The sequence below is a fragment of the Paenibacillus sp. V4I5 genome (assembly GCF_030817255.1).
Lineage (GTDB): Bacteria > Bacillota > Bacilli > Paenibacillales > NBRC-103111 > Paenibacillus_E.
Genome location: NZ_JAUSZB010000002.1, coordinates 1,739,334 through 1,756,131, shown reverse-complemented (window position 1 = coordinate 1,756,131; position 16,798 = coordinate 1,739,334). Strand labels below are relative to the sequence as shown.

Sequence of the window (16,798 nt, the reverse complement as noted above, 5' to 3'; positions counted from 1 at the left end):
TTAAGTGACAAAATTCACAATGCTGACAAGCTCAGATCCGTTTGCTGTCGAATGTGCAAGCAAGTTTCCTAAGAAATAGGAGGGTGCAGAGATGCTGCATATAGTCGTTTGTATTAAGCAGGTACCTGACTCTAGAGAAATTCGCATTGACCCCAAAAATAATACGTTAATTCGCCAAGGTGTCCCAAGTATCGTGAACTTCTATGATATGCATGGGCTGGAAGAGGCGCTCCGTATTAAGGATGAACAGGGGGCAAGGATTACAGTAGTCACAATGGGACCTCCGCCAGCGGAGAAAGGATTAAAGGAATGCATCTCCCTCGGGGCAGACGATGCTGTGTTGGTGACGGATCGCGGCTTCGCGGGAGCGGACACGCTGGCGACATCGTACGTTGTTGCCCGAACCATCCGTAAAATTGCTGAAACGTGGGGACCGGTGGATATCGTTTTTTGCGGCAAACAAACGCTGGACGGCGACACGGGGCAAGTTGGGCCAGGCGTCGCATGCCGATTGGATTTGGAACAGCTTACTTATGTAAACAAAGTTGTTGATGTGGATGAAAAGCGGCGAAAAGTTCGTGTGCATCGGCTCTTGGAAGATGGCATAGAAGTCGTTGAGACAAGCATGCCGGTGCTGATCACGGCGCTGAAGGAACTGAATAAGGTGAGACGAGCATCGCTGCCCGGTATGATTCGGGCTGCGCGTTATAAGCCGACTGTTTGGACGACAGCTGATTTTCCGGATCTTGAAAGAGCGAAAATCGGGCTAAAAGGCTCACCAACGATCGTAGCCAAAACATGGGTGCCCGAGATAAAAGCGGTTAAAACGCACATGATCGCGTTTGATTCACCAGAAGAAGCCGCTGCTCAGCTAGCCGATCAGCTCATGACGAAAGAGATGCAGACTTTGTTAGACTGGTCTTCGTGAAAGAAAAGCAGGGGTACTACCTAAACTCTGAATCACCGTTATGGGAATGGAGGAAGATACGATGACAAATGAACAAACACACGACCAGCCTGAAGCGTCGATGCCCGATTGGTCGGCATATCGGGGGGTATTAATCGTTGTAGAGCAGCGAGATGGAGCTGCGAAGAAGGTTTCCTGGCAGCTGCTGGGCGAAGGCAAGAAGCTGGCCACGAAGCTTGACGCGCCGCTCATGGCGCTTGTGATCGGTGAGAATGTGGCTCACCTCGCCGATGAAGCCGTGCATTACGGCGCGGATAAGGTGTTCCTATGCGAAGCACCTGAGCTTCGCACCTACCGGACTCGGCCATACAGCCGTGTCTGCTTGAAACTGATCGAGGAAGCGAAGCCCGAGATCGTGCTGTTCGGCGCGACAGCGACGGGCCGCGACTTGGCAGGTGCGATAGCGACACACCTGCCGACGGGGCTGACTGCCGACACGACGCAGCTAGACGTGGAGCCGCCGCCGTCAAGGCTGCTGCTGGCCAGCCGGCCGGCTTTTTCCGAGAAGATGATGGCCACCATCCTCTGTAAGCAGTACCGGCCGCAGATGGCGACGGCGCGCGCCGGGGTGTTTCAGGCGCTGCCGAAGGACGCGACGCGCCAAGGCGAAATCATTCGCATCGAGGCGACGATGCGAGAGGAAGAGATTGCCGCGCAGGTGCTCGACTTCCTGCGCGAAACAGGCAAGCTCAATCTCGAGGATGCCGAGATTATCGTGGCAGGGGGCCGCGGACTTGGCGGGCCTGATGCTTTCGGGCTGCTCGCCGAGCTAGCGGATGCGCTCGGCGGCGTCGTTGGCGCATCGCGTGCCGCGGTCGATGCGGGCTGGATCGGGCATGAGCACCAGGTTGGTCAAACCGGTGCCACGGTCAGGCCAAAGCTATACTTCGCCATCGGCATTTCCGGTGCAGTTCAGCATACCGTAGGTATGAGCCATGCGGACGTCGTCGTCGCGATTAACAAAGACGACAAAGCGCCAATCTTCCAATTTGCACATTACGGCATAGTAGGCGATATGTTCAAAATTGTTCCTGCCATTACGAATGAGATAAGGAAGCGTCGAACTTTATTTGGCATCCAACTAGCAAGTACTGAAAGCTCCTTGCCGTCCTACGATTTGAAGACAGGGGTTAACGTGGCTCTTGAAAGGAGTGAAGCCAAGTGAACGAGAAATTTGACGCGATTGTTGTTGGCGGTGGTCCGGCGGGTGCAGCAGCCGCTTTGACGATGGCACGTGCAGGATTATCCGTTGTGTTGTTGGAGAGGGGCGAGTTCCCCGGAGCCAAAAACATTTTCGGAGGTGTCCTATACCGTAAGCAAATCGAAGAGCTTGTACCCGAATTTTGGAAAGAAAAAAACTTTCCCATGGAGCGTTACATTGTGGAGCAGCGCATCTGGATGATGGGCAAAGAATCCATGGTCACCTTCGGGCACCGCAATGAAGCTTACAAGGAGCCTTACAATTGCTTTACGGGACTGCGGGTTAAGTTCGATCAGTGGTTCGCGGACAAAGCCGTTGCTGCTGGGGCCATCCCTATTTACGAAACCGTTGCACTCGATGTAATTCGCGAAGGTAATAAGGTCGTTGGTGTTCGTACCGATCGAGATGACGGCGATTTGTACGCCGATGTTGTCGTCATTGCCGATGGGGTAAACTCCTTGCTCGGGAAGGCGATGGGCATTCACAAAGAATGGATGCCGGACGAAGTTTCATTGGCTGTGAAAGAAGTAATTGCCCTTCCTAGGGAGAAAATCGAAGATCGATTCGGACTCGAAGGTGACGAAGGCGTTACGATTGAGTTTATGGGGGAGACCACGCTAGGTATGGCGGGCATGGGTTTTCTATACACAAATAAAGAAACCATTTCACTTGGCGTAGGCGTTATGGTCAATCATTTAAGGGACAAAAAGGTGAAGCCTTATGCGGTCCTCGATGCGGTTAAGCAGCACCCTATGATTCGGAAATTGATTCAAGGGGGAGAAACGAAGGAGTACTCCGGGCACTTGATTCCCGAGGGAGGCTTTCACTCGATCCCGTCGTTGTCGGGAGATGGCTGGTGCGTCTGTGGGGATGCCGCGCAGTTAATCAACTTTGTGCACCGCGAAGGAACGAATTTAGCCATGACCTCTGGTCGACTGGCCGGCGAGGCGATTGTTGAGGCCAAAGCACAAAGTGATTTTTCAGCTGCTTCACTCAAAGCCTACGACCAAAAAATTCGCGAATCCTTTGTTCATAAAGACTTACAGAAATACAAAGGCATGCATCAATTCCTCAAAGAGCAGGACCCAGAGTTATTGTTCGACAAGCTGCCCAGAGCGCTGAATGAAGCGGCTTACAACATGTTCCTCGTGGATGGGATTACCAAAGCGGATAAGCAAAAAATGGCCATGAAGCTCATCAAAAATGCCGCAGGCGGTACGGTAAACCTGATGAAACTAGGCTACAAAGGATGGAGGGCGATGAACGGATGAGCCAAAGTGACATTTCAGATAAGCTATTTACCATTCGTTATAAATGCGATGATAAGTCGCACCTCGTAATCAAGGATACGCAGACCTGTTTAAATTGTGTAACGAAGGATTGCAATTATTTCTGTCCCTCGGACGTCTATGAATGGGAAAAGAAACTTAAAATTACAACTGTTGCGTTTGAGAATTGTATCGAATGCGGAACCTGCCGAATTGCGTGTCCATCCTACAACATTGATTGGGTCTACCCCAAAGGCGGCTATGGCATGACTTATAAATTTGGCTAAAAATGATAAATACGAAAACGGAGCTAGGGCTATTTCGAGCCTTGGCTCCTATTTCTATGCATCTAAAACTACATTCCTCCATATGTAGGTGGTAATCCTCCATAGTTTTGTTCGCGAAGGGATATGATAATAGGAGGTAGGAGGGATATCATGCGAATTACATTTGAACCAACTCAAGGATTATTTCATTTACAAAACAAGCAAATGAGCTATGTTATTCAACTAATCAATTCCGCTTACCCAGCCCATGTTTACTGGGGACGCCCCATCCGATCAGGTCAATTGGCTTCGATCCTCCAATTTCAGGAGAGATGTTCGTTCTCACCAAATCCTGTACCCGAGGATCGCAGCATTTCTTTCGATACATTACCTCAAGAGTACCCGGCATACGGTACAAGTGATTATCGGGAGCCTGCTTATCAAGTTGCTCTTCCTGATGGATCTACAATTTCTGAGCTCATCTATGACAAGCATCGAATCTACCAAGGAAAACCGGGGCTCGAGGAGCTTCCTGCGACATATGTAGAGCAAGAAGATGAAGCGGAAACCTTAGAGCTTGAACTCGTTGATTCTGTCATTGGCCTTCGGGTCATTCTTACCTATACGATATTTGAGCAGCATGCAGCGATGACTAGATCGGTACGATTCGTAAATGAAGGATCCGGAGATCTAAAGCTGCTTCGAGCGCTTAGTATGAGCCTTGATTATCAGCATAGCGATTTTGATCTTCTTCAGCTTTCAGGTAGTTGGGTTAGAGAACGACATATCGAGAGAAGACCCTTAGCGCCAGGTAAATTGACTGTAGAAAGTCGCCGCGGATCGAGTAGTCATCAGCACAATCCTTTTGTTGCACTGCTTTCCAAGGATGCTAATGAAGATCATGGCGATGTGTATGGTTTCAGCCTTGTTTATAGTGGCAATTTCGCTGCCCATGCAGAGGTTGAGCCGTATGGTTCAGCACGTGTATCCATGGGTATTAATCCATTTGATTTTGGCTGGTTGCTTGAGCCGGGACAACATTTTCAAACGCCTGAAGCTGTAATGGTTTATTCAAACGCTGGTCTAGGGGACATGTCAAGAACGTATCACAAGCTTTACCGTACTCGGCTTTGCCGCGGTGAATTCCGTGATCGGACAAGACCTGTGCTCGTGAATAACTGGGAAGCAACCTATTTTCAATTTAATGCGGATAAAATCGAAAGCATCGCCAGTGCCGGCAAAGAGCTTGGCATCGAGCTATTCGTTCTTGACGATGGTTGGTTCGGCAAAAGAGACAGCGATAACAGCTCCTTGGGAGACTGGGTCGTTGATAAAGCCAAACTGCCGGGTGGACTAGAGGACCTCGTCTCTAGAGTCAATGGGATGGGACTTGAGTTTGGGCTGTGGTTTGAACCAGAAATGGTTTCTCCAGACAGTGACTTATACCGAAAACACCCAGACTGGTGCCTACATGTACCGAACCGCAGACGCACAGAAGGTCGTCAGCAATTAATATTGGATTTTTCACGTGCAGATGTTTGTGTTGCGATCACGAGAATGATTAGTGATATCCTAAGCAGCGCGCCGATCACTTACGTCAAATGGGATATGAACCGTAATATGACCGAAATTGGCTCCGCTGCGCTGCCTCCGGAAAGACAACGAGAAACCGCTCATCGCTACATTCTTGGGTTGTACAGCGTTCTTGAAACATTAACGACCAAGTTCCCGCATATTTTGTTCGAGAGCTGCTCCGGTGGCGGTGGCCGGTTTGACCCAGGCATGCTGTATTATATGCCGCAAACGTGGACAAGCGATAACACAGATGCCATTTCCCGTTTGAAAATCCAGTATGGGACGAGCATCGTTTATCCTGTTAGTACAATGGGAGCGCACGTATCCGCCGTACCTAATCATCAAGTTCACCGTGAGACATCTCTGGAAATGCGCGGCGATGTTGCGATGTCCGGCAACTTTGGTTACGAACTCGACCTAACCAAGTTTAGCGACGAGGAAAAAGAAATCGTTAAAAAGCAAATTGCCGATTATAAACATATCCGCCCGCTCGTCCAATTCGGCGACATGTACCGCTTACTCAGTCCATTCGAAGGCAACGAAACTGCTTGGATGATCGTTTCTGAAGACAAGACTCAAGCTATGGTCGCTTACTTCCGCGTGCTCGCTGAGCCCAATGCACCTCTCAAAAGGCTGCGGCTCAAAGGACTTAACCCATCCTTCGATTACCAAATCGCAGGCTTGCAAGGTGAGTACCCTGGCGATCATCTTCTCTACGCCGGACTGCCAGTCTCTGGTCTCCATGGAGACTTCCAAAGTAAAATTTGGCTGCTCGAACACAAGCCATTATAAACCAGTAAAAAAACACTGACTTCTTAACTGAGGTCAGCGTTTTTTCGTTTCACGGAATATGGATAGATGCACATTTGGTCGGAGTTGGAGATAACTATGTACACTATCCCTTTAGCTCAGATAGCTGGAACTCTGGGGTGGTCCTGAACCACTATCCCCTTGACTCAGTTAGAAGTGAATCCAGGTTTTCCAAGACTATACTATAGGAGCGCATAGGGAACGCTCTGACCACACAATCACTTGGACTACCTACATGCTTTTTAAGCAAAATTGTAGATATCACAGAATGACATAGCTGAAAAAGTAGAAAAGGGTTGTATACCACTGAAAACTATCAGAGGTATGTCTAGCGTTTGTAGATACCACAGAAACTATGAATAGCAAAGCGTATAGTTCAATTGCGCTTTTCATTTTAAACGCTGAGCTGGCTTCTTATTTGTTTTAGTTTACGATATGATAAGGATATACATAAATTCTATTTTTTTATCACGAAGGGAGATTCATTCGATATGCTGCAGAGACCTGGTAGTGAGGAATACTCACCCTATTTTACTGGTTATATTAGTCAAGTTCCGGAAGGCGATTATTTGTCCTTCTTACACAGTCAATTAGACGCTGTTGTCGCTTTGTTTTCACCGATTAGTGATGAGCAAGGGCTTTATCGATATGAGCCGGGGAAGTGGAGCTTGAAGGAAGTTTTGGGGCATATGACAGATACGGAGCGGATTATGAGTTATCGGATGCTGCGTATTGCTCGTGGAGATACAACGAATTTACCAGGATTTGATCAGGATTTATTCATCACAAATACTAACTTCGACGAACTATCGATCGAGGATTTGGTAAACGACTTTAAAGCCGTTCGTCAAGCTACATTTTCTCTGCTAAAAACAATCTCAGAAGCAGCCTGGTCTCGTAAAGGGGTAGCTAGTAACAAGGAAATCTCTGCCCGCGCGCTTGCCTATGTGATAGCTGGTCATGCTCAGCATCATCTTGGCGTCGTCCAACAAAAATACAATTACTAAAAAAAACGAGAAGTCCTGAGGACTTCTCGTTTTTTTTAGTAAAGGGATAATGCAAGGGAGTCACGCTCATTAAAAGAATGGAGAATCGCTTCACAACCTACGATCTCAATACTAATGATAGAGTCCAAACATTTCTTAATCGTTGCTCTTCCTTTGGTCACTTTCGCTTCGAGTGCGGATTTCAACAAATTGAATTTCTTTTTATTTTTCTCATCTGAGTAGACTGGCACTGGTTTGTTGTGAATTGTAATAAACATTTTCATCATTTTTCACCATCCTAGGAATTGGATATAGGTCTAGCATATATGAATATTATTAAATTAACCTTAAAATAGTTTTACAATTTTGAAACAAAACCATATATTTCAATGTATTTTTACTTCTCATAAGCTTATACGGGTGAGAAAGAAGAAATGTTTCACTCTTAGATAGCATTTCTTGAAATATTTGTGAATTCGATCATTTTTTAATTTTGCTGAGCGTTTTGGCGAAAAAGCTTGGGGGATATCCCAAATCTATGTTTAAATGCTCGGTGAAAGTAGGGGTAGCTGCCGAAACCGCAGCTTAGGGCGATTTGTTCCAGGGACATGGAACTATCATGCATGCGTTCCACAGCACTGGATAAGCGCACTTCAAGGGCATATTGGATCATGGTTTTGCCAAAGCATTCTTTGAACAAATGAACCGCGCGGGAGACGCTGAGTCCAACATGGTTGGCAACATCATCTACTTTAAAAGTAGCAGTAGCTTGTGCTTCAATGAACCTTTTCATACGTGTCCCGGTAAATGGGCGGCCTTGTAAAGAGACGGTTTCCGTTGCTGCACGCTCTACATATAGGCAAAGTGCTTGCAGCAAATAGCCGCTAAGCTCGTGGTTCTCTTCTTCCATTCTTCGCTTCTCGAGAATAAGCTGCCGCCATAGCGAAATTAACCGAGCATCTAAGTCGATGCGCGTACAAGTTTGTTTGAGGCTGCGCTTCCACCATGCATCGATCCAAGGGCCTTTACAGAATACGTAGTAGTCTCCACTGGCGATTTTACTGCTAGGTTGATCCAACGTGTGTTCGATACGAAGTTCATAAGGTTCTCCCGGTTGAAAAAGGAGTAAATGACCAGCTTCCACTCGCTGCATATGGCCATCCACTAGAACCTCGGAAGTGCCTTCTGTTTGTAAACGGAAAAGATAAGAATTGAGACCTGATTTGGTACTCACATTAAACGGTTCCATATGAAAAGAATAGCCGCAGGTTAAGACCTCAGTTTCCATTGTTTTCACCTTTCATAGCCAAATAAGAGATGTTTTGATTATATCGTGAATGGTCATATAAGGCTATGATCCATTATACTAATTCTATCGTGTTCGATTTATCAAAATATGGATGATAAGAAAAGAGGAGAACAAATGGGACGTTTAGGAATTGGCCTGCAATTGTATACATTAAGAGATGATATGGAGAAAGATCTGGAAGGCACACTTCGTCATGTAGCGAAGTTAGGATATGAAGGCGTAGAATTTGCTGGGTATTATGGTAAGCCTGCTGCAGAGCTCAAACAGCTGCTGGATGAGCTGGGTTTGAAAGCATTCGGTAGTCACGTAAGTTTAGAGAGATTTCGTAAAGATCTGCAAGGGGAACTTGACTACTTGAAAACAATCGGTGCAAAATACGCAATCTGCCCGTATGTTGGTGCTGAGGAACGCGAGTCAGCAGATCAATGGAAAGCACTAATTGCTGAATGCCAGGCGATTGCCGTAGAAACGAATAAACAAGGTTTGCAATTCCTTTACCACAATCATGATTTCGAATTTCATTATAAAGTGAATGACGAGTTCGTCTTTGATGCGATGTTTGCCAAAACAGGTGAAGATGCAATTAACGTAGAGATGGACGTTTGTTGGGTTCAATTCGCTGGTCAAGATCCACTTGCCTACATAGCAAAATATGCAGGCCGATTACCGCTGCTTCATTTCAAAGATTTCACGAAAGATGCAGAAGGTAAATTAGTAACCCTAGAGCTGGGCTTAGGCGATGTTCCTTTGGAAAAAGTGATTAAAGCAGCTGAGCAAGCAGGCGTGGAATGGCTTGTTGTTGAGCAGGATCACTGCCAGAAGCCACCACTTACAAGTGTTGAGAATAGCTTGAACTGGGTCAAAGAGCATTACACGAATGTTCATAACTAACAATTAAAAGGAGAATTAATAAATATGAGTAAAATTAAGGTAGCCGTAGTAGGTTGCGGTTCTATAGCTAAACATAGACACATTCCGGAATATGCTTGGAATTCGAATGTTGAACTCGTTGCTTTCGTTGATCCTGTTCTGGAGAGAGCGGAGCACTTTGCACAGCTGCACGGCGGCAAAGCATACAGCAGTTATACCGAAATGTTGAAGCAGGAGAAAGTGGATGCAGTTAGTGTATGTACACCGAACTTTCTCCATGCGGAAGTATCCATTGCCGCTGCAAATGCAGGCGCTCATGTATTGGTTGAGAAGCCAATGGCGTCAACGGCAGAAGAAGCAGAGGCAATGATTGAAGCGGCAAAGAAAAATGGCGTGTTTTTGATGGTTGGTCACAACCAACGCCTGATGCCTCCACATGTCAAAGCCAAAGAAATTCTGAACTCCGGCAAATTGGGTAAAGTGCTGACATTCCGTACATCGTTCGGACATCCAGGTCCGGAAGGATGGAGCGTGGACGGACGCGAAAGCTGGTTCTTTCGTAAAGAGGAAGCAACGATGGGTGCGATGGGCGATCTTGGCGTACACAAGTCAGATTTAATTCGTTGGTTACTTGCTGATGAGGTTGCACAAGTAGCTGCTTTCGTCGGTACCCTGCATAAAGAAGGTACAGATGTTGACGATAACGCGACTTGCTTGCTACGCATGAAAAGCGGCGCAACTGGTTCACTAGTCGCTAGCTGGACTTATTATAAAGGTCAAGACAACTCAACCGTGTTATGGTGCGAGAATGGTGTCATCAAAATTGATACCGATCCGAATGACCAAGTCATCGTTGAGCTTCGTGATGGTACGGTTGAACGTTATAAAGTCGGACAAATCGCAACGAACGAGAAACAAACGCATAGTGGCGTTATTGATGAGTTCGTAACGAGCATTCTGGAAGGTCAAAAGCCGCGTATTTCCGGCGAAGAGGGACTTCGTTCCTTACAAGTCATCCTTGCAGCCTTCGAATCCGAAGCAACAGGGAAAGTTATCTCTCTGTAATAAAGGTCATAGGATAAAAGAAAGCTCATCCATTCGTGGATTGAGCTTTCTTTTATCCTTGGAGTTTGAATTCCTCATTCATATCGCTTCCTAAATTAGAAAAACCCCTTGTTCTCTTATTAGAGAAAAGGGGTCTTTGCGTCCAATTTTGCTTAACGCCCACCAATTTCGATAGGCAATGTGTTTGATTTACCAACGATAGTTTCCTTTGAATCTTTCACATTTACTTGAATGTCCCAGATTCCAGCCTTGAGTAAATGGCCTTCAACCTTGGCAGTCAGTGTATGTTCATCTTGCCATGTGCTTGGAACAGCTTTGCCATTTAAGGTAACATAGCCAAGGGCTGGGATATTGCTTCCCCTCACCGTTAGGGTTACACTTGAACGTCCAGATAGATCCTGGGTATCTGATTCGACTTTATCAAGAAGGATCGGTCCAAATCCGAGCATATACTTGGAATCTATAATGGGAATTTTATAATCCTTGTAAGCATGTCGATCGCCGAAAATGATATCATACTGCAAAGTCTCGTAATCCTTGAGGTCCTGTTCATTAATATTCATTGCCTCATAATGATCTTTCGGTGGTATGACAGGAATTTTTTTTGAAAGTTGACTTAAATAATCGGTATAAAAGCTGCCTTGTTGATTGGATAATTCAATGAGATAAGGGCCTAAGAAAGAAGGGCTAATATTTAATGTATCTTTGCGCCCTTGGTCAAAATTGTTCCATACGACGAGCGGAACGCTGTACATCTTTTTCAGGAAATCAGGATCGTCTTTGCCGCTAATATACTTAGTGTCAATGTAAGTAGCATAATCATCACCGAGTGCTGGCAAGTGGTCTCCCCAGAAAGCGATAATTGTTGGTTCACCTTTTTTCTCGTAGTATTCAACTAATTCCTTCAACATGTTATCCGCGGAATTGATACCTTGGGCAAGTGTCTCGAGCATACCTTGAGAAGAAGGGGATATATGGCCAGTAACATCAATTGTATTCTTTGGAAACTTTCCAGGGAAAAAATGGAAATGATTTTCCATTGTATTTGCAAATACAAAATCAGGTCCGTCGCTTTGGTTGGTTGCATGTATAATATTGGAAGCAACTTCGCTGTCTGCGATATAAGGACCAGAATAGTTAGGCTTGAAGTATTCGATTGGAATAAACTTGGAGAAGCCAAAGTACTTATATATTTTATTGCTGTTAAAATACCAATTGTAGAATGGACTTATCGCTGTTGATGTGTAGCCTTGTCGGGCATAAATACTCGCCAAGGAATCTACTTCATTCGTAAGGAATTGATTGTAGGCGATAGAACCTTGCGGCAGAAAACGCATGGAGTTACCTGTCAAAACCTCAAACTCGACATTGGCTGTACCCCCGCCATACTGCGGTGAAAGCATCGTGCCGCTTGTCCCCGTCTGCTGCAGCTTATGGAAGAATGGAATTGGATCACGGCTGAATTCCACACCTTTGATAACGGTTGGATCCCAGAAAGCCTCACTTAACACGACAATAACGTTTGGTTTTACAGGGTTGTTTGGATCCCCAGCTTTAATCGGCTTAGGTGAATTACTGACAATAGCTTCAACAGCTTTATCATCGTAACCTTCATGTTTATCGGTAAACATCGACTTGGTATTCAGAAACGTTGCTAATGCGTAGCCGTTCTTTTTGGTGTTCTCAACTTGGTTCCATACGGATGCTTTGATACCGCACCATTTCTGAATCGGAAGAGGTAGATCCGTGTAAACCGCAGACAACATAACAATCGCAATGACAGCTAGGATTCCTCGTTCTTTTAGTGCAACCTTTTTCGAGAATAAGGTCGTGCGGTATAATAAAAAATAACTGGCTGTGAGGAAAAGAAGAAGGATTACCAATATTTTAAAGCTTAGAATATTCTGGATATATTTCACCATATCTGACGCTTCGCCGGCCAAGACGATATCCCATGGTGTTAAAGGGACACCTAATATTTTCAATTTTACGCCGCTTATGAGTGCCAAGGTAAGAAGTATACCTGAGATGACCCAATATGCAACTCTTGTTCGGCCAATCATGGCGATGAACAACAATAACAAGCTGATGACGATCCATTCATTGAATAGCAGTTCAAGCAGATGCTTATAACTCCAAGTAATCATTTCTATATAATGCCCGCGGCTCAAAATTTCCATGATCACTACTGGAATTAAGGCAATTAATAATAGTGGCAATCGTTGCCGGGTCAGAAGCAATAAGCGATTAATGTGCTGGTTCATATATTCTCCTATGTCTTTCAAATTAAGAAATTGTAAATGACAACAGCCATCATTATACCATGGCTGAAGGTAATATTCGATGGTATTATATCTAACATTTTTTATAATAAAGTAACAAAGAAAAGTTTTAATAGGCAGGAAAAAGATGGTTTTGTCGAGAAATGTAAGAATAGAAGATAGAGAAATGGAGGGGATTGCATGGCGGAGGGACAAGTTCAATATGTGAAAAAAGCAATGCAAATGCAGCATCGAAGAATGACAAAAAGAGCTTTTCTTCGACGTAGCGTGTTTTTATTTTTAGGTGCTGTGCTTATGTCAATTGGATTGGAGATTTTCTTAGTCCCTAACAAAATTATTGATGGGGGCATCACGGGGATATCCATCATTTTATCTTATCTAACCAATATTCAAGTCGGGATATTTTTGACCTTATTAAATCTTCCATTCCTGTTTATCGGATATAAATTAATAGGAAAAACGTTTGCATTATCTACGTTTTTCGCAATTCTGGTCATGTCCACAGGAACGTATCTGCTACACCCAGTGAAAGAGCTAACCAATGATCCTTTGCTTGCAGCTGTATTCGGCGGCATTATTCTCGGTATTGGAGTAGGTATGGTGATTCGTTTCGGGGGTTCACTCGATGGTACAGAAATTGTTGCGATACTCGTTTCCAAAAAGATACCGTTCTCCGTTGGCGAGATTGTGATGTTTTTCAACCTATTCATTCTAGGCAGCGCAGGCTTTGTATACAGTTGGGATCGTGCGATGTATTCTCTTATAGCTTATTTTATTGCTTATAAATTGATTGATGTGACCATTGAAGGGTTTGATGAGTCGAAGTCCGTGTGGATCATTAGTGACAGCTTCAGACAAATAGGTGAAGCTATTCTGGACCGCTTAGGGCGCGGTGTCACTTATTTGGAAGGGGAAGGCGGCTTCACGGGAGATAACAAGAAGGTCATCTTCTGTGTAATTACACGGCTGGAGGAAGCGAAGTTGAAATCCATCGTGGATGAGCTCGATCCTGCAGCGTTTCTCGCAGTTGGCAATATCCACGATGTCAAGGGCGGACGTTTCAAGAAGCGGGACATCCATTAGTCCCCTTTGCCGTCTTCGCCCGTTTTATTTCCTCGTTCAAACAATCCTAAGTCTCTGATTTTCTTTGCGGCATCTTTGCTGCTCGGACTACCTAGTTTCTTCAAGATATGCCCCACATGAATTTTGACGGTTCGCAAAGATATGAAAAAGCGGCTTGCAATTTCCGTTTGCGTATGTCCTTGATCAATCATTTCCAGAACCTGAAGCTCTGTAGGCGTGATTAGATCGCTGACTTCTTTGACTTTGAATTGGTGCTCTAACCGTTTGAGCCTGCGGAATTCCTCTCGCATCTGTTCAGCTACTGCCGCGTTAATCGAAGATTGACGTGCATGTACGGCTCGAATGATGGTGGGAAGCTCTTCGAATCGGGATTTGATCTGGTAGTCAATAGCGCCGGCTTGAAAGGAACGGAAGATGAAATCTTTCTCCTCCATCGAGGTAAGCATAATCACTTTGACTCCCCATGATAAGAGCGCTTGTTCAGCAAGTCCAATGCCCGCGGGCTCATCTTGCAGCATGATATCCATAAGAACGACATCGGCTCCTGGTTCCGCATTAGCAAATAGTTCCCTTGCTTCTTCTGCTGTTGATACGGTGGCCACCACTCTCAAATCTGGCTGACGATTCAAATAGGCTTTGAGGCCGCGAAGCCAGTCAAGGTCATCCTCAACAATCAAAATACGAATTGGTTCCAAGTAGGAATCCCCCTTTATTTCTTTAGTCGGTTGCCGGGGAATGTTAGAAATACACTCGTGCCTTTCCCTGGCGAACTGCTTAATTCCAAGGCCCCCCCATGTTTCTTCATAACACTATAGCAGTAGGCGAGTCCGAGTCCAAAGTTGCTATGACTGCCACTTTTGGTCGTATAAAACGGTTCTAATACTTGTTTCAGTACGGATTTCTCCATACCTATTCCGTTATCTCTTATTTCCAAAAATAATGTTCTTTTTAGCATGAAACGATTTAATTATAAGCTCGCCGCCTTTGGGCATAGCTTCTACCGCATTCATGAGTACATTAGTTAACGTTTCACTAATTTGCATGGGATCAATTTGAAGAATTAAGTTTTCAGGGATGCTCTGGTTCACCTGAACTTTACTTAGGTAAGGTCCAAGAGGAAGAAGGACTTCATTAATAAGCTCCGCTAAATCGACTGCAGATACCCGAAGAGGGAGCTCCTGTGTTTGTTCGTGTACGCGGCTAATCATGTCACGGATATGCATGGAAGCCCCCATAACGACATCGATGTCCAGCATAAGTTCTGGCTGATTCGTTTCCTCGGCATGTTGTTTCATTTTCTCGAGGAACAAACGCATTTTCCCAACATCATTCTTAATCGAATGGTTTAAAATCGCGGTTCCTGATGTGATGGCGCGGAGTGTCGAGTCCAGCTTGCGACGTTCGATGAGCAGACGCATTCCGAGAAAACCGTATTTGAAAAAGGTGAACACGAAAAAAGGCACAACGAAAGCAAGAATCCATACGTGATAGACCCACATACGGTAAAAACCGAAGCTTGGCATAACGTAATTAAGTATGCCTACACAAAGAATAGGCGGAAGGAGGGCTAAGCAGGTGAACAAATGCGTTCGCTTCATAGCCGGAAGCCGTTCTGTTTTGATTACAATGAGTACAGCACCAATGAAAATATAAGGAACAGCCCAGGAGGCTACGATGGGGAAGGTAATGGGCATTTCCTCCGTATAACTGGGTGTGAAAAGTATACAGGCAATAGGAGGAATGAGTAGGCCAATTGGCAGCCACGTCTGAATGGTTGGTTTCTGCCAGGACGCGTTATAACGCAAAGAAAGCATGGCAAATGAATATGGCAAGCCATAGTAAGATATCAGTGAGCTAATGCCCATGATGCGATAAAGTAGAGCACTAATGGATGGGTTGGGTACTGTTTGCTGGACATAGGGGATAAAGGTTTCAGACAAAACAGCAGCAAGACCGCCAAAGCCACCGGTAAAAGCAATAGCGCTCATCCAACGCATTGTACTGGATCGTGGATCAACCATGACAAGCCCCAACGCGATGATCCAGAGTGCAAATAGAACAAAAAGCATGTTTCCTCCGTCAAATGAATCAGATGTTTCTTCTATTGTGGCATGGAGCCAACATTTGCACAAGAGCATCCTTTCCTTCGTGAGTTGGCAGGAAATAGGCGATTATTCTCGAATAAGTGGTTTAGAAGGGAGTGGAACCTTATCGAGGTAAAGAAGCGAAAGTCCTTATCCATTCTGACGATTGTGGGTAAAGTACTATTGACCCTCGTTTTCATTGTTGTGATTACCGTGCTATTATCAATTACAGCCGCGGTTGTAGCGATTCTGAGGCATCCTGCTCTTGATATTAGTATGGCAGGAGTTGCTGGGGATCCATTCTTTATAAAGGCAGCTTTATGGGCGCAAATTATCGGTTTTATTAGCGGGGTTGTTCTTTCGTATGCCATTTTCGAAAGACGTAAAGGTTGGGCACTTGGACTTCACTCTCACTTGCTTGGCAGAAGATTCGGAGAAGGCTTCGCTGCAGGCGCTTTACTTATTACGATCAGCAGTGCAGGGATTTGGCTGCTGGGTGGGATTAAAATCGTGTCGTTTCAATGGACTGGAACGCTCGGGTTCGAACTGGCGTGGGGTTTTTTACTTTTCGTAGGGGTTGCTGTTAATGAAGAGTTATTCGCACGCGGCTATTTACAAGGGCTGGTGAAGGAACGGTTTGGCGCCATTTCTGGTATAACGGTTTCAACAGTTGTATTTGCCTTTTTGCATACATTTAATCCTGGTATGTGGAGTTCGCCGCTTCCAATCCTAAATTTACTGCTTGCAGGTTTATTGTTCGCCATAAGTCGAGAGTACTCGGGCGGTTTGTGGATGCCGATAGGAATGCACTTGTCTTGGAATTTTTTTCAGGGCTGTATCCTCGGATTTGAAGTATCTGGTACACCGATGTCGTCGCTTATTAAGACCGAGATACAGGGAGCTTCACTTATTTCAGGAGGGGATTTTGGAGCTGAAGGCAGCTTGGTCACCACCTTAATCCTTATACTTGGAATTGTTTTGATATCTACATACTATCAAAGACGTGCTAGGCAAATGCAAATGAATTAAGTA

At 45.2% G+C, this 16,798-nt stretch carries 16 protein-coding genes; 10 read left to right on the top strand and 6 right to left on the bottom strand.

The genetic code is table 11. The features are described from left to right. Positions 1–91: 91 nt before the first annotated feature. The 6 genes from QFZ78_RS10185 to QFZ78_RS10160 all read left to right on the top strand — a co-directional run bounded on the left by QFZ78_RS10185 (position 92) and on the right by QFZ78_RS10160 (position 7,094). Positions 92–928 (top strand): electron transfer flavoprotein subunit beta/FixA family protein, encoded by an 837-nt coding sequence (locus tag QFZ78_RS10185; RefSeq protein WP_307547134.1) that lies wholly within the window; start codon positions 92–94, stop codon positions 926–928. Between the two features lie 61 nt (positions 929–989). After that, a complete protein-coding gene (locus QFZ78_RS10180; protein WP_307547133.1) occupies positions 990–2,132 on the top strand; it encodes an electron transfer flavoprotein subunit alpha/FixB family protein in 1,143 nt (380 codons plus the stop codon). Next, complete coding sequence (locus tag QFZ78_RS10175) at positions 2,129–3,439, top strand: FAD-dependent oxidoreductase (RefSeq protein WP_307547131.1); 1,311 nt, start codon at positions 2,129–2,131, stop codon at positions 3,437–3,439. The genes QFZ78_RS10180 and QFZ78_RS10175 overlap by 4 nt, the downstream gene beginning before the upstream one ends. Next, positions 3,436–3,723: a ferredoxin family protein gene (locus QFZ78_RS10170; protein ID WP_036634482.1), complete on the top strand. Its 288-nt coding sequence runs from the start codon at positions 3,436–3,438 to the stop codon at positions 3,721–3,723. The genes QFZ78_RS10175 and QFZ78_RS10170 overlap by 4 nt, the downstream gene beginning before the upstream one ends. Before the next feature lie 150 nt (positions 3,724–3,873). Then, complete coding sequence (locus QFZ78_RS10165; RefSeq protein ID WP_307547129.1) at positions 3,874–6,069, top strand: alpha-galactosidase; 2,196 nt, start codon at positions 3,874–3,876, stop codon at positions 6,067–6,069. Between the two features lie 509 nt (positions 6,070–6,578). Continuing rightward, the gene (locus QFZ78_RS10160) at positions 6,579–7,094 is read left to right on the top strand and encodes a DinB family protein (RefSeq protein WP_307547126.1); all 516 of its coding nucleotides are present in this window, start codon (positions 6,579–6,581) and stop codon (positions 7,092–7,094) included. A 35-nt stretch (positions 7,095–7,129) separates the two neighbouring features. Here the strand turns inward: QFZ78_RS10160 and QFZ78_RS10155 are convergent, their stop codons facing one another. Then, positions 7,130–7,357 carry a hypothetical protein gene (locus QFZ78_RS10155; protein ID WP_029198041.1) on the bottom strand — a complete coding sequence of 76 codons (228 nt, stop codon included), beginning with the start codon at positions 7,355–7,357 and terminating at the stop codon, positions 7,130–7,132. A 203-nt stretch (positions 7,358–7,560) separates the two neighbouring features. Then, a complete protein-coding gene (locus tag QFZ78_RS10150; protein ID WP_307547124.1) occupies positions 7,561–8,361 on the bottom strand; it encodes an AraC family transcriptional regulator in 801 nt (266 codons plus the stop codon). Between the two features lie 135 nt (positions 8,362–8,496). Here QFZ78_RS10150 and QFZ78_RS10145 point away from each other — a divergent pair, with 135 nt between their 5' ends. Both QFZ78_RS10145 and QFZ78_RS10140 read left to right on the top strand, forming a co-directional pair. Beyond that, entirely contained in the window at positions 8,497–9,273 is a 777-nt protein-coding gene (locus QFZ78_RS10145; RefSeq protein WP_047673902.1) for a sugar phosphate isomerase/epimerase family protein, read from the top strand. Positions 9,274–9,297: 24 nt separating this feature from the next. Then, the gene (locus tag QFZ78_RS10140) at positions 9,298–10,317 is read left to right on the top strand and encodes a Gfo/Idh/MocA family protein (protein WP_307547123.1); all 1,020 of its coding nucleotides are present in this window, start codon (positions 9,298–9,300) and stop codon (positions 10,315–10,317) included. 152 nt (positions 10,318–10,469) lie between these two features. Here the strand turns inward: QFZ78_RS10140 and QFZ78_RS10135 are convergent, their stop codons facing one another. Then, on the bottom strand, positions 10,470–12,581 hold the full coding sequence (locus QFZ78_RS10135; RefSeq protein WP_307547121.1) for an LTA synthase family protein: 2,112 nt from the start codon (positions 12,579–12,581) through the stop codon (positions 10,470–10,472). Positions 12,582–12,815: 234 nt separating this feature from the next. Between QFZ78_RS10135 and QFZ78_RS10130 the strand changes: the two genes are divergently transcribed. Next, on the top strand, positions 12,816–13,682 hold the full coding sequence (locus tag QFZ78_RS10130) for a YitT family protein (protein WP_307555612.1): 867 nt from the start codon (positions 12,816–12,818) through the stop codon (positions 13,680–13,682). Here QFZ78_RS10130 and QFZ78_RS10125 read toward each other — a convergent pair. From QFZ78_RS10125 to QFZ78_RS10120, 3 genes are read right to left on the bottom strand one after another with little or no spacing between them, the layout of a single operon-like run. Continuing rightward, positions 13,679–14,377 (bottom strand): response regulator transcription factor, encoded by a 699-nt coding sequence (locus tag QFZ78_RS10125; RefSeq protein ID WP_307547120.1) that lies wholly within the window; start codon positions 14,375–14,377, stop codon positions 13,679–13,681. The two genes, QFZ78_RS10130 and QFZ78_RS10125, sit on opposite strands and share 4 nt — an antisense overlap. Before the next feature lie 14 nt (positions 14,378–14,391). Further along, positions 14,392–14,589, bottom strand: coding sequence for an ATP-binding protein (locus QFZ78_RS38485; RefSeq protein WP_373461015.1), 198 nt, complete (start codon positions 14,587–14,589; stop codon positions 14,392–14,394). A 10-nt stretch (positions 14,590–14,599) separates the two neighbouring features. Then, a complete protein-coding gene (locus tag QFZ78_RS10120; protein ID WP_307547118.1) occupies positions 14,600–15,751 on the bottom strand; it encodes a sensor histidine kinase in 1,152 nt (383 codons plus the stop codon). A gap of 42 nt (positions 15,752–15,793) precedes the next feature. On the opposite strand from QFZ78_RS10120, the gene QFZ78_RS10115 reads away from it, so the two are divergent. Further along, complete coding sequence (locus QFZ78_RS10115; protein ID WP_307547116.1) at positions 15,794–16,795, top strand: CPBP family intramembrane glutamic endopeptidase; 1,002 nt, start codon at positions 15,794–15,796, stop codon at positions 16,793–16,795. The last annotated feature ends 3 nt before the right edge of the window (positions 16,796–16,798 follow it).

Excerpts from the sequence above, each read along its gene's own strand:
- QFZ78_RS10185 (WP_307547134.1), top strand. The coding sequence starts at position 92 with ATGCTGCATATAGTCGTTTGTATTAAGCAGGTACCTGACTCTAGAGAA.
- QFZ78_RS10180 (WP_307547133.1), top strand. The coding sequence starts at position 990 with ATGACAAATGAACAAACACACGACCAGCCTGAAGCGTCGATGCCCGAT.
- QFZ78_RS10170 (WP_036634482.1), top strand. The coding sequence starts at position 3,436 with ATGAGCCAAAGTGACATTTCAGATAAGCTATTTACCATTCGTTATAAA.
- QFZ78_RS10165 (WP_307547129.1), top strand. The coding sequence starts at position 3,874 with ATGCGAATTACATTTGAACCAACTCAAGGATTATTTCATTTACAAAAC.
- QFZ78_RS10160 (WP_307547126.1), top strand. The coding sequence starts at position 6,579 with ATGCTGCAGAGACCTGGTAGTGAGGAATACTCACCCTATTTTACTGGT.
- QFZ78_RS10155 (WP_029198041.1), bottom strand. The coding sequence starts at position 7,357 with ATGAAAATGTTTATTACAATTCACAACAAACCAGTGCCAGTCTACTCA.
- QFZ78_RS10150 (WP_307547124.1), bottom strand. The coding sequence starts at position 8,361 with ATGGAAACTGAGGTCTTAACCTGCGGCTATTCTTTTCATATGGAACCG.
- QFZ78_RS10145 (WP_047673902.1), top strand. The coding sequence starts at position 8,497 with ATGGGACGTTTAGGAATTGGCCTGCAATTGTATACATTAAGAGATGAT.
- QFZ78_RS10140 (WP_307547123.1), top strand. The coding sequence starts at position 9,298 with ATGAGTAAAATTAAGGTAGCCGTAGTAGGTTGCGGTTCTATAGCTAAA.
- QFZ78_RS10135 (WP_307547121.1), bottom strand. The coding sequence starts at position 12,581 with ATGAACCAGCACATTAATCGCTTATTGCTTCTGACCCGGCAACGATTG.
- QFZ78_RS10130 (WP_307555612.1), top strand. The coding sequence starts at position 12,816 with ATGCAAATGCAGCATCGAAGAATGACAAAAAGAGCTTTTCTTCGACGT.
- QFZ78_RS38485 (WP_373461015.1), bottom strand. The coding sequence starts at position 14,589 with ATGGAGAAATCCGTACTGAAACAAGTATTAGAACCGTTTTATACGACC.
- QFZ78_RS10120 (WP_307547118.1), bottom strand. The coding sequence starts at position 15,751 with ATGCTTTTTGTTCTATTTGCACTCTGGATCATCGCGTTGGGGCTTGTC.
- QFZ78_RS10115 (WP_307547116.1), top strand. The coding sequence starts at position 15,794 with ATGGAGCCAACATTTGCACAAGAGCATCCTTTCCTTCGTGAGTTGGCA.